Below are 12347 nucleotides of genomic sequence, written 5' to 3'. Positions count from 1 at the left end.
GCGCGGGCACAACCTCATTGCAAAGATGGCTTAGCGCTTTTCGGGTTGCAATGCCTGGATAGTGACCTGCTTGCCGTCCTTGACCTCGACGATCCAGAACTTCATCAGCAATTGATGCTCGACGCCGTAGTCTTTCATCCCGCCCCAGCGCACCGGCCCGAATAGCCCGGCATCGTAGTCGTCGAGTTTCTCGAGCGAATCACGCACCGCAGTGACTTCTGTCGTCCCTGCACGGCGAATCGCCTCGAGCATGATTTTGGCGGCGTTGTACCAGCCTGGCGCTTGGGCGTTGATCACGCCGTCGCCGTATTTCTTGCGGTATGCCTCGATAAAGCCTTTTGCGTCAGGCGAATCGAAGTCGAACACATTCAGCGAAATAAAGCCATTCGCCAGAGGGCCGGCAATATCCACGATCTCGTCGACCGAAGGTCCCCCGACCTGCCAGATCGTCTTTTTAAAGCCGCTCTGGCGTGCCTGTTTCAGCAGCAGCGCAGCCTCGCCGGGCGCATTGCTGTTCAAGTCCAGCGCATCGACATTCTGAGCGATCATGCGCGCCATCAAGGGGGTGAATTCCTTTGCGCCGCGATCGTAAAGTTCGGTCCAGACTTCGATGCCATTGGCCTTGTAGTATTCGGCCAATTGAGGCACGACAGATTGCCCCACCGCATCGTTTGGCGCAATCAAGGCCACCTTCTTGACCTCGGGATGCGTTTCATGAAACCACTTCACCATCGGCGGCCCGAACTCGACCGTACTGTTCATCGCACGGAAGTTGTAAGGCGATTTCGACTCGTTCTTCAAGATGGTGGGTGAAAAGCCATTGGACAGCAACAGCACCTTGGCCGGGTTCGTCACCGCCACCGCGCTCAACACCGATGGCGACCCGATAGGACCGATGATGAACTTGACGTTATCGGCATTGATCAGCCGATCAGCCGCCAGGCGTCCCCCCGCTGCGGTGTATTTATCGTCGTACATGACCAGTTTCGGTGTGTAGACCTTGTCACCCACTTTCAGGCCGCCTGCCGCATTGACCTCGTCGAACGCGATCTGGATCCCACGCTGCAGGGCCAACCCCCAGGCGGTTCCTCCGCCCGACAGTGGTCCGATGCCACCGATTTTCAATTCTTCCTGGGCGCCAGCCGTAGAGGCCAGCATCATCGCTGCGACGAATGACAGTACCTTGATCTGCTTGAACATGCGCGTTCCCCTTGAACAGTTTGGTTTGACCTCAGCTTGTTATGGTGATCTTCCTCTTGTCGCTATGCCCTCCTGAAAGTGCCCCCCGCACTTTTCAAGCGTCCCGTCTGCCGTTGCTAGGCAGCCTCGCGGTCAATGGCGGGATGCTGTCCGCGCCAGGCCGTGACCTGCTCGAATCCTGCTCCCGCACGCAGCACTTTGTCGTCCTCGTGGCAACGGCCGACGAACTGCAGTGATAAAGGCAGTCCCTTACCGGACAAGCCGCACATCACGGCCAGTGCAGGATGCCCGGTCAAATTGAACGGCGAACGCGCCTGGCGGGCATACGTACGGGCAAACTCGACTTCGTCGTCGATTGCCGAAGCCGGCTCCAGAGAATTGGCGACGACCAGGATGTCAACATCGCGCAGCACTCGATCGACGGCCTCGATCAACTGCAGGCGCCAGCGTTGCGCCTGCACGTAGTCGCCTGCGCCAAGAAATGCGCCGACAATCAGTTTTCGCCGTGCGATATACGAGTAATCAGCCGGCCGCTCGCGCAGCCAGTTCGCGTGTACTGCCCAAGACTCCGCATGAAAGATGACGCGCTGCGCCGTCGTGAAACGAGCCAGCGGCGGCAGGTTCACGTCCGTCACCAATGCACCGTGTTGACGCAACACATGAACGGCGTCGTCAATGGCACCGACCACCTCGGGACTGGCCTGCATGTCCTGCTCATGAAAATGGCGCACCAGACCAAAACGCAGGCCGCGCAGGCCTCGAGACAGTTCCGCGGTGTAATCGTCCACCGTCTGCTGCGCGCTGCCGGGGTCCTCGGGATCATGACCGCCGATAACGTTCATCGCGATCGCCAGATCCTCGCTCGAGCGTGCGATGGGCCCGACATGATCCAAGGTAAAGCACAGGGGGAACACCCCATGGCGCGACACCGCGCCATAGGTGGGTTTCAAGCCCACCACGCCGCAATGTCCGGCCGGGTTGCGAATCGACCCGCCCGTATCCGTTCCCAGGGCCAATGGCACAAAGCCTGCCGCCACCGCGGCACCTGAACCGGAAGACGAGCCTCCCGTCTGGTGTTCCGTATCCCAGGGATTACGCGCCGGTGGATAGGCGGCATCGTCGCTGGGGCCACCGATAGCAAACTCGTGCAGCGCCAGCTTGCCCAGGGTGATCGCGCCCGCGTCACGCAACCGCTTGACGACTGTCGCGTCGCGTTCGGCCACCTGGTCAAGCATCAGGCGGGAATGGCAACTCGTGACCTGCCCGGCCATGTCGATCAGATCTTTCAACGCCACCGGAACGCCATGCAATGGGCCACGGCAGTTTCCGGCGGCAATCTCGTGCCCTGCCTGCCGGGCCTGTGCGAGCGCCCCCTCTGCATCCAGCGATACAAAAGCGTTGATACCGCCGTCGTAGCGGGCAATGCGCGAGAGCAGCGCCTTTACGACGGTTTCGGGTGTCAAGGCACCATGGCGATAGGCGCGCGACAGCTCGGCGGCTGTCATCCAGTGAATATCGTTCACGGGCAGCTCCTCGCCTGCATCGGGGGCCATACCTCGGCCTTGACATCATCGAGCGTAAACAAGACATTTCGCAACTGCATCGCCGATTGAATCGCGATGAGTAGATCCTGCTCGAAGGCGCCTACGATTTCATCCAGGCCCGCATCGCGCGCCATCAGCAGATACAAGGGATTGACCCGACTGGCCGCACCGGACAACGCCATGATTGCATTCCCAGTTAGTAAACATGGGAGTAGTTAACCGGATTACTTAATAAATAACTATTGGATAATATCCAAGCATTATTCGAAAAAAACTAAGTCCCAAGCCGGTCTCGAATATCGGAGTATTGGCCGCTGCCAATGCATGCAGCAAGGACCGGTGTTGATGCGGACGCTTGAAACGGGGAACGGTAATGAACATCAAGTACCGGCAACTGCAGGCCTTTACACTTGCCGCCAAACTGGGATCCTTTGCCAAGGCGGCAGAGGAACTGTGCATTACCCAACCGTCCTTTTCGGTGCAAATACGCGAACTCGAGCATGACCTCGGGCTGCAATTATTCGAACGCACCACGCGTTCGTGCCGGCTGACGCCAGCGGGAGCGACCTTTCACCGAGAAATTGCGCCTATCCTGCACGACCTGCGGCAGGCCTATGGCCGTGCCATCGACGTGGGCGCCGGACGCAGCGGCCAACTGCTCTTGTCGGCCCTGCCATCGCTGTCCTTTGGCCTGTTGACAGAAGTGCTAGGCCGATTCAACCAGGATTACCCTAATGTACGCATCCGTATGCGCGAAGAGTTGAATGTCGCCGTCATCGAGTCAGTCAAACGCGGCGAGGTAGAGTTGGGCGTCGGCTCTGAGCTGAACGGCGACCCCGAGTTAGGATTCATGCAACTCTTTCACGACGATCTGGTCGTCGTCGCCCCGGTGCAGCACGCCATCTTCGACGAGCCCCTGAAATGGCACCGCGTTGGCGACTACCCGCTCATCATGCTGGCCATGGGATCCGCAGACCGCGCGATTCTCGCGAACCGTCCCGGCATCACACCCGCTATCGAAGTCGCTTATATGGGCACCGCTGTCAGCATGGTGCGCAACGGCATGGGCATCACGATTCTGCCCAGCAGCGCCCTGAAAGGCGTCGACATGGAAGGCTTGCAGGCGCAAGCCCTGCCGGGAAAAGATTGCCGCCGCACGATAGGCGTGCTTTACCGCAAACGTGCCCCCTTGAGCACCATCGCCCATGCCTTCGTCCATCTGCTACAGAAAAGCGCCGCTACGGTTTCAGCTGGCTGACATGGGCCGCCACCACACGCCACCCGCCAGGCGTACGTACCCATGTCTGGCTTTGACGCCCGGTTCCGGCTATGCCCTCTCGCCGGAACTCCATGTTGCAGGTGGCGAAATCCCGGCCATATGTCGTGATCACCGTCTTGAGCACCTCTCGATCCAGCCCCTTTGACGGCCGGCCGGCGCGAAAGGCCTGGATCTCGTCATAGCCGTATAGATTTTCGCCTGCGCCATAACGCAAAGTATGCGGGCTATCCCAGAACAATTCGTCCAACACTGCAACGTCATTGCCTGTGAGGGCCTTTTCATAGCGGCCGAATTGTGCTGTCACCTCGGCCACGACTTCTGGCAGGTTGATCTCCATTACCGTCGTACCTCACGTTGAAAGATTTCCAGGCTGAGTTTTTTAGTCTCGATGAAACTGGGCTGAGACAGCGTCTCGACGGTACGCGGCCGTGCGTCGCAATAGTCGAGAATCTCGGCAACGCGGGTTGGCCGTTTAGTCAGCAGCAACACCTGATCGGCGAGATAGACGGCTTCCTCGAGATCATGCGACACCAACAGCATGGTCGTACCCGTTTGCATGAACACTTCCTGCAATTTTTCGCGAATGAACAAGGTCATCTCGAAATCCAATGCAGAAAAAGGCTCATCCAGAAACAGGACCTCGGGCTTTGGCGCCAAGGCACGCATGATCGATGCCGTTTGCTGCTGACCGCCCGACAACTCGTAAGGATAACGGTTCAAATCGAATTTCACGTCAAACGACGCGATCAGCTCCTCCATCCGGCGATCGACTTCGACCTTGGTCTTTCCCTCCAGCATCAAGGGATAGGCAATATTGTCGATCGTGCGCATCCAGGGAAACATCGCTTCGCGATAGTTCTGGAATACATAACCGATGCGAGTGTCTTTCAGCGACTTGCCGTCAAACAGGATCTCGCCGCGATCAATGGGGATCAGGCCTGCGATCATGTTGATCAGCGTGCTCTTGCCGCAGCCATTGGGGCCGAACACCGACACGATGCGGTTTTTCGGGATGTCGAGATCGAAATTCTCATACAGCGGCCAACCCGCAAAATACTTGGTCAGACCGCGTATGGTGATATGCGTGCCCGCAGGTCCGGGGGTAAACCGTGGGGGTGGCACATCGGCATAAGCCGGAACATTCAATACAGCACTCATTATCGTCCGCTCCAATGTACGACACGGCGCTCGATCACCAGGAACAGGATGTTGAGGACATAGCCCAACGCCCCCGCCGCCAGGATCGCGGCATACATCGTTTTGACATTCAGGATTTGCTGGGCATCGATGATGGCGTGACCCAGACCGTTTTCAGAACCGATAAACATCTCGGCCACGATCACGATCACCAGCGCCATCGACACCGCCGAGCGCAGCCCGACAAAACTGGGTTGCAGGCTTTCCCATACCAGCACGTCCTTGAAGATGCGCCAACGAGAGGCCCCCATCACCTTGGCGGCCATGACGCGCTGCTTACGCGCGTTGATCACACCATAGGCGCTGTTGAAAATCACAATCAGCAATGCGCCAAATGCCGCGATGGCTACCTTGTTGAAATCGGACACGCCGAAAATCAACAGGAACAGCGGAATCAACGCGGAGGACGGTGTAGACCGAAAGAAATCCACCAAGAACTCCACACTGCGATAAGCGCGCTCGTTGCTGCCCAGCAAAACACCCAGGGGCATGCCGATCACGGCGGCAATCGCGAAGGCTTGCAGCGTGCGGCTGACGGTCACGAGAAAATCCGTCAACAAGTCGCCGCCGGCCAACCCCTGCACCAGTGCCACGAGCGTGTCCACCGGTCCTGGCAACAGGATCGGCTTGACAAAACCCATCCGCACGACCAGGTCCCAAATGATGAACAACACGATCGGCCCGACAAACGGCAACAGCCGATCGCTAAATGGCGCACGTGGCGGCGCGGCATCATGCGAAGCGGGCGGAGCCCACGTGCCCGTCCCGGAAGAAACTGCAGATTTTTCCATGAGGTCAGGCCTTGTAAATCAGTCCAGCGACATCGATCTTGCGGGCGAAGATCTGTTTCTCGGTAAACAGATCGAAGTACTTCTGAAAATATTCCACGTCACTGGGTTTGAATTCGTCGTACATGACGTAGGCTGCCAGAGGGACTTCCTTGGTCAGTGCGCCTTCGATCGCGGTGTAGCCTTTCATATACTGCCGAGCCTCGTCAGGCTGATTGCGCACGAGATCGATGCCACGGCGATAGGCCGCGATGAATTTGGTCGCCACGTCCGGATTCTTTTTCAGGAATTCGCTCGTCAGGCTGGCCGAGCCGCCATGCCACGGCGCCATGGGGTCTCCCAGAATGTAGTGCGCCACGACGCCGGCCTCCAGCACACGCGTCGTGCCATTGAGCCGCCCCACCGTACCGGTGGGCTCCAGCGTGTAGCACCCCTCCACCTGCCCCGCAGCCACCGCTGCGACGTGCTGGCCGATAGGTAACTCAATGACTGACGCACCCGTGGCGCCAGCACGCTCGAGCATAGTCTTGGCCAACGTCATGTTCTGAATTCCCGGGCCGCACGCAATCCGCTTGCCCTTGAAATCCGCTACGGTTTTATAGGGGCTATCCTTGGCGACGATGAATTCATCCAATACGTCTTTGACGTTGGTGGGGTTGGTGCAGAAAATTTTGAACAGGCCGGGTTGTGCGATTTCGCCAATTCCCAAGTTGGCGGACCCGGTACCGTTGGAGCTGCCGTCGCAGCGGCCGGCCAGCATGGCTTCCATGACTTGCTGAGCACCGGCAAATTTCTGTCCTTCTACATCCAGGCCGGCCTCTTTGAAATAGCCTTTCTCCAGTGCGGCGTAAAACGGCAACCCTGACGCAACCGGCCAGAAACCGATGCGAATTTTGGGTGCTGTCTGAGCTCGCACCAGCGCAGGGGCGGCCAGCACGCCAAACAATGCGGCGCTGGAACGCAACACGCGGCGGCGGCTGGCACTGGCCAACAGGGTAGCGGAACAAGCTTTGCTCATGAGGAACTCCAATAACAGCAGACTAGGGGCGGACTCATCGGGAATCCAGGCTTGTATACCGTCTCGCAAAATCCATGCCATATTGCCCTGACACCGAGGTGCCCTCTCGGGAAACCAGCCGTCCCGCTGCAGACCGCTCGGCTTCTTTCCTGACGTCGCAGAAGTCGTGCGCACCGCTACTGTGCCCGCTTGCACGCGAACGCACCACATCGGTGCACAAATGCCCTCGTTTCTGTGTTCCACACCTTCTATTCCGCCGCCTGCGCAATCGAATGCAATATCTGTGGCCGCCGCTCTCGCGCCTTTGCCTACCCTAGTTCACGCGCGTGTCATTTCGTGTTCAGGCCGCTCGTCGTATCATGGCAAGAGCATTCATCACAGGAGCCGACCATGAGCAGCAACATCGCCCCCACCGTAGCACTGAGCAATGGTGTAGCCATGCCGCAATTAGGGCTGGGCACATGGCCTATGGACGACGCAGAGGCAACGCGTGCGGTCTCCGGTGCTTTGCAGATGGGTTATCGACTCATCGACACCGCAGAGAACTATCGCAATGAAGCCGGCGTAGGTGCAGGCATCCGTGCGTCTGGCGTCGCGCGCGATCAACTATTCATCACAACCAAATTCAACCGCGAATGGCATAGCCTCGAAGGCCCTCGGCAGGCCTGCGAGGCGAGCTTGAAACGCCTGGGCCTGGACTATATCGATCTGCTGTTGATCCACTGGCCCAATCCCAAACAGGACCGGTACGTCGAGGCTTTCCAAGGGCTGACCCAGCTGTTGGAAACCGGTCTGGTACGCGCCATCGGGACGTCCAATTTCACCGTGCCGCACTTACAGCGTCTGCTGGACCAGGGTCTGGTACCGCATGTGAATCAGATCCAACTGGACCCGTATCATCTACGCAGTGACATCGTCGCGCTGCACCAGGCCCACGGCATTGTCACGGAAACATGGAGCCCCATTGGCCGCGGGGGTGACATGCTGGCCGACCCGGCGATTGCCGCCGTGGCGAAACGTCACAGCCGCACGCCGGCTCAGGTCGTGTTGCGCTGGCATACCCAGCGTGGTTTTGTGCCCGCGCCCAAATCCTCCGACCCGACGCGACAGGCGCAGAACCTGAATATTTTTGATTTTCAGCTATCAGATGATGAAGTCGCTGCATTGAACGCGCTGGATCGTCCCGATCCAAATATGTTGGATGCGGAACGATTTGGGCATTGAACTCGTATCACCAACGATGCTGATACGTCAGCGTCAACAACGCCCCCGACGCCGGTAAACGGCTGGTGTTCGTACTGCTGCGCATCAGTTGGCTATAGAGCGGGTAGTAATCACGATTGAACAGATTTTCAACGCCGACGATCAAGGTGTCCTTGGGCGTGAACTCATACCGGCTCATCAGGTCCACCGTGAAATAACTGCTGACGTCGCGGCGCCCAAAGCCCTCTTTTCCATCCAGACGATAGTCCTCGGCGCCGAAGTAGTTCGCTTGCACCCGGGTGCTCCATCGTTCAGTGGGGCGGTACTGTAAATATGCGGTGAGCTTGATCGGAGGAATACGAAAGCCCGTCATATCCTGCCAATCGCCATTCTCGGGCTGTTCGCGGCCTTTCATCCAGGTAAAGGTTCCGCCTGCGCCCCAGGTTTCGTCATCCGTGAGGTAATCGACGGTTCCTTCGACACCGTAGATGCGCTCTTTCGTACGCGTGAGGATCAGGCCATTGTTGAAACTCTGCACATCCCCGAGTTTTGACGTGGTGTAAAACACTGCCAACGAGGCCGAGGTGTTGCTACCTATGCCACCGCGCCATCCCAACTCGTAGTTGTTGGTCTTGACTGGCTGCAGGTCCGACGATTCGATATCGAATCCCGGCCGCGCATTGCGCATCTGCACGCCGATATCGGGCAGTTGGAATCCCTGGCTGAAATTGGCATAGAACTCCTGCCCCTTTACAGGCGCATAGGCCAACCCCGCGTTAAACAGAAAAGCGTCATAGCTGACCGCCCCACCATCCACCGTCGCAGGCGACGGCACGCGCAATTGAGACAAGGGCACGAAATCGTCGAACTTTGCGGTCGCATATTCGTAACGTATTCCGCCTTGAGCTGACCATTGCTCATTGAAGCGATGCTCCAACTGCGCGAACACGCCCGTGCTGCGCGTGGTCAACTCGGGCATATACGTCAACCGGCCGGTCTTGCGAAATACCCGGCCACCGCTGGCGTCATACGCCGCCGCGTCGAAAATATCGAGCGGCATATCGCTGCGTTCCTGATTGAAATCAGCGCCCCAGAGAACTTTGGACTGTTCCCCCAAAGGCGTATCGACCGTCAGACGTCCACCCAGCACCTTGGAGTTTTGCGTCACCTGATCGACCTGATTTCCCCGGGTAACCACTGCACGGGCATCGAACGGGGTGAAACGCGTAAAGTAGTCGCGGTAATACATTTGCCCCGTGACTTTGCTGCCCAACAGATTCAGATGCTGATACTCCAGGTTCACCAGCGTATTGCGGATCTGATTCTGGTCGACGAGCTCCAGACCGCTCATGGGTAATGCCCGCGCAGTGCCCGGCGGGAGCCGTGCTACCGATGGATCCGAGGTGTAATCAGAATCCTGGTCTGCGTTGTAATAGCTGGCGGAAAGCTGCACACGCTGGTTCTCGTCGATGCGCAGCCCCAGTTTGCCTCCCAGGCTATAGATATTGGAATCAAACAGGTCACCTTGGCTGGGCTCGGGTGCAATGCGTCGGCCGTGGGCATCGTACGAGGCCCCATTGTGACGGGCCCCCAAGTCAAAGGAATAATCCAGTATCCCTTCGCTGCCCGCAAAATGTTGCTGCAGCTGGCCGCCCAATCCATCGGCATGCAAGCGCGTCAAAGGACTCACACCGGTCAGGGTCGTCTCCGAGACAAACTCCCCGCCAGCCGGCCGAGTCGTAATCGACACAATCCCGCCCGTCGCACCCGCGCCGTAGATGGAACTGCTGCCTCGTAATACCTCGACACTCTCGATCGTAGCGGGATCGATATTGGCCAAATTCCGGGAGGAGTCCCGATTCGTATTGAGCGGAATACCATCGACCAACACCAGCACGCCGCGGCCCCGCAACGTCTGCCCGTAATCAGTGATAGTGCGGCTCGAGTCCGCCATGCCGGGCACGGCCTTTGCCAACACCGTAGCCAGGTTGCCTGAACCCGTGCGCAGCTCTTGCAGCGCATCGCGCTCCAACACAATCGTCTGCTGCACGGGGCTCACCAGATTGCTCGACGTGCGCGAAGCCGACACTTCAATCGGCGCCATGACCGCCGGATCACTTGCCGTTGTAGACGCGGCAGCTGCATTAGACTCGACAATGATTGCTGCGCCCTCTTTCCGGGCGTGCAAGGAAGTGCCCTTGAGCAACGCGTCCAGTGCCTGCTGCGGCGACATGCGCCCGGAGACCGCGGGGGCATTCAAACCAGCCACCGTTTGCGGGGTATAGAAAATCTGCAGGCCATGCGTTTGGGCCAGATCCCGCAACGCCTGATCCAGCGATTGAGCAGGCATATTGATCTCGACCGGCGCCGGCTGTGCCTGGACATTGACGGTCCCCAGACTCAGCATCAATGCCACTCCCACAGGCCCCAGGTATGGACGTACCCGCGCCCCGCTCCCCAATTTCCCTCGCTTCACCTTGTCGACTCCAATCCTGTTTGACGGCGGCAACCGCGCCGCCCAGCTCAATCAGAGAGAAGACGAAATATCAGAGAAAAACCTGAATCGCCGGGCCGGTTATTTTGTAACAGCGGTGGCGGCAACGATTTCCCGACGGCCGTCAGCCAGTTGACGTACTTGCACTGGCAGAAAATGCGGCAACGCCGCGAGGAACGCGTCCGTATCGTCCGTCCGGAAAACGCCGCTGATCTGTAGTTTTCCCAATGATGGTTGTCCGGCTAAGACGACAGGCTGCTGACGATAACGCGAGACTTCGCGTGCCGCGCTGGCCAAGTCCGTCCCACGAAACACGATCTGCCCCTTGCGCCACGACAATTCCGTGGCTACGTCCACATGCTGCGGCGGCTCGGCACGGCCATTGGCGCCTATACGCACGGCGTTACCCGCCACCACGGCAACAGGCTCGGTATCATCGCGCCCTGCCACACTGACCGAACCGGACTCGACCACCACTGACACCTGATCGGTATCGCGGCGCACATCGAACCGCGTTCCCGTGACCAAGGCCGTGCCAATGCCTGCGTCAACCAGAAATGGATGCTTGGCGTCCTTTTCCACCGAGAACAACGCTTGGCCAGCCAGCAACTTCACTCGCCGCGCCGTGTCATCAAATCGCACCTGAATATGGCTGCCGCTGTTCAACTCGACCACAGAGCCGTCTGACAAGGTCACGGTTTGCCGCTCGCCTGAAGCAGTGCGGTATTCCATCTCGATCACGCCGCGGGGCCAGTGCCAGACCGCCAGTCCAAGCACAAGTGCGCCCGTACAGAACGCCGCGGCAGCCTGACGCCGATTCACGCCAACACGCCTCGGCCGCGCCGTGGCCAATGCTTGCAGGCGCTCTTGCGGTATGTCGGCAGCCGCCTGCCAGATGGATTCCAACATACGGTACTCATACGCATGGCGTGGATCGGCCGCCAGCCACGCATCCCGCTCGGCCCGAGCCGCATCGTCCCACTCGCCAGAATGGGCGCGTGCAAACCACTGGGCCGCCTGGGCACGAATAGGATCGGATCCGACGGCGGCACTCACAGCAAAACCTCTATCACGAGCGGGCAATCAATCCGGCGCATAGGCCCCCAATCGCTCCCGCAAATGCAAGGCAGTACGAATCATGTATTTCTCGATCATGTTTTTGCTTAACCCCAGGCGTTGAGCGATCTCGGCCTGCGTCAGGCCCTCCACGCGCTGCCAGACGAACACCTGTCGGCACTTGAGCGGCAATTCCTGCAGGGCGGCTTCCAGGGCATGGCCGAGTTGGCTGGCGCGTGCCTGAGAGACTGGGTCATGTAAAGGATCGGCATAGGTCGCTATGGTATCAAGCGGCACCCATTCCTTGGCGCGATCGCGTCGAAAGGCATCGACGGCGGCGTTGCGCGCTGCCTGGTGCAGATACGCCCGCGGCTGCGCCACGTCTGCACGGCCTGCCTCCAAACACTTTACCAAGGCGTCGTGCGCAAGATCCCGCGCCGCCTCCCGGCACCCCAATTTCCGGGTCCAGACCGCGAGCAGCTCTTCGTAATAGGCGAGAAAACCTTGCGGGCGAGATCGGCGGGCTGACATGACAGAGGATCGATAAGATCGAACATGATAATGTTTT

The 12347-nt window shown here is 59.0% G+C and carries 12 protein-coding genes; 2 read left to right on the top strand and 10 right to left on the bottom strand.

From position 1 onward, the window contains the following. Window positions 1-30 precede the first annotated feature (30 nt). The 3 genes from ACNA0I_RS11410 to ACNA0I_RS11400 all read right to left on the bottom strand — a co-directional run bounded on the left by ACNA0I_RS11410 (window position 31) and on the right by ACNA0I_RS11400 (window position 2926). On the bottom strand, window positions 31-1200 hold the full coding sequence (locus tag ACNA0I_RS11410; RefSeq protein WP_415806123.1) for an ABC transporter substrate-binding protein: 1170 nt from the start codon (window positions 1198-1200) through the stop codon (window positions 31-33). Window positions 1201-1316: 116 nt separating this feature from the next. Beyond that, complete coding sequence (locus ACNA0I_RS11405) at window positions 1317-2723, bottom strand: amidase (protein WP_415806122.1); 1407 nt, start codon at window positions 2721-2723, stop codon at window positions 1317-1319. Then, window positions 2720-2926, bottom strand: coding sequence for a hypothetical protein (locus tag ACNA0I_RS11400; RefSeq protein WP_415806120.1), 207 nt, complete (start codon window positions 2924-2926; stop codon window positions 2720-2722). Before ACNA0I_RS11400 ends, ACNA0I_RS11405 begins: the two co-directional genes overlap by 4 nt. A gap of 191 nt (window positions 2927-3117) precedes the next feature. Here ACNA0I_RS11400 and ACNA0I_RS11395 point away from each other — a divergent pair, with 191 nt between their 5' ends. Then, window positions 3118-4002 carry a LysR family transcriptional regulator gene (locus ACNA0I_RS11395; protein ID WP_415806119.1) on the top strand — a complete coding sequence of 295 codons (885 nt, stop codon included), beginning with the start codon at window positions 3118-3120 and terminating at the stop codon, window positions 4000-4002. Here ACNA0I_RS11395 and hpxZ read toward each other — a convergent pair. Genes hpxZ through ACNA0I_RS11375 form a run of 4 tightly spaced genes read right to left on the bottom strand, consistent with a single transcriptional unit; the run spans window position 3983 to window position 7026 of the window. After that, the gene (gene hpxZ / locus ACNA0I_RS11390) at window positions 3983-4360 is read right to left on the bottom strand and encodes an oxalurate catabolism protein HpxZ (RefSeq protein WP_415806118.1); all 378 of its coding nucleotides are present in this window, start codon (window positions 4358-4360) and stop codon (window positions 3983-3985) included. The genes ACNA0I_RS11395 and hpxZ overlap by 20 nt on opposite strands. Continuing rightward, window positions 4360-5181, bottom strand: coding sequence for an ABC transporter ATP-binding protein (locus ACNA0I_RS11385; RefSeq protein ID WP_415806117.1), 822 nt, complete (start codon window positions 5179-5181; stop codon window positions 4360-4362). The genes hpxZ and ACNA0I_RS11385 overlap by 1 nt, the downstream gene beginning before the upstream one ends. After that, the gene (locus ACNA0I_RS11380; RefSeq protein ID WP_415806116.1) at window positions 5181-6011 is read right to left on the bottom strand and encodes an ABC transporter permease; all 831 of its coding nucleotides are present in this window, start codon (window positions 6009-6011) and stop codon (window positions 5181-5183) included. The genes ACNA0I_RS11385 and ACNA0I_RS11380 overlap by 1 nt, the downstream gene beginning before the upstream one ends. 4 nt (window positions 6012-6015) lie before the next feature. Next, window positions 6016-7026, bottom strand: a complete 1011-nt coding sequence (locus tag ACNA0I_RS11375; RefSeq protein WP_415806115.1) for an ABC transporter substrate-binding protein — start codon at window positions 7024-7026, stop codon at window positions 6016-6018. 390 nt (window positions 7027-7416) lie between these two features. Here ACNA0I_RS11375 and ACNA0I_RS11370 point away from each other — a divergent pair, with 390 nt between their 5' ends. Beyond that, complete coding sequence (locus ACNA0I_RS11370; RefSeq protein WP_415806114.1) at window positions 7417-8250, top strand: aldo/keto reductase; 834 nt, start codon at window positions 7417-7419, stop codon at window positions 8248-8250. 7 nt (window positions 8251-8257) lie between these two features. Here the strand turns inward: ACNA0I_RS11370 and ACNA0I_RS11365 are convergent, their stop codons facing one another. The 3 genes from ACNA0I_RS11365 to ACNA0I_RS11355 all read right to left on the bottom strand — a co-directional run bounded on the left by ACNA0I_RS11365 (window position 8258) and on the right by ACNA0I_RS11355 (window position 12310). Continuing rightward, the gene (locus ACNA0I_RS11365) at window positions 8258-10636 is read right to left on the bottom strand and encodes a TonB-dependent receptor (protein ID WP_415806264.1); all 2379 of its coding nucleotides are present in this window, start codon (window positions 10634-10636) and stop codon (window positions 8258-8260) included. A 168-nt stretch (window positions 10637-10804) separates the two neighbouring features. Next, on the bottom strand, window positions 10805-11779 hold the full coding sequence (locus tag ACNA0I_RS11360; RefSeq protein WP_415806113.1) for a FecR family protein: 975 nt from the start codon (window positions 11777-11779) through the stop codon (window positions 10805-10807). A 27-nt stretch (window positions 11780-11806) separates the two neighbouring features. Next, window positions 11807-12310, bottom strand: coding sequence for a sigma-70 family RNA polymerase sigma factor (locus ACNA0I_RS11355; RefSeq protein WP_415806112.1), 504 nt, complete (start codon window positions 12308-12310; stop codon window positions 11807-11809). Between the last annotated feature and the right edge of the window lie 37 nt (window positions 12311-12347).

Source organism: Bordetella muralis (genome assembly GCF_965139205.1).
Classification (GTDB): domain Bacteria; phylum Pseudomonadota; class Gammaproteobacteria; order Burkholderiales; family Burkholderiaceae_B; genus Bordetella_A; species Bordetella_A muralis.
Note: the sequence above shows the minus strand (reverse complement) of the source record. Positions and strands in the feature narration are given on the sequence as shown.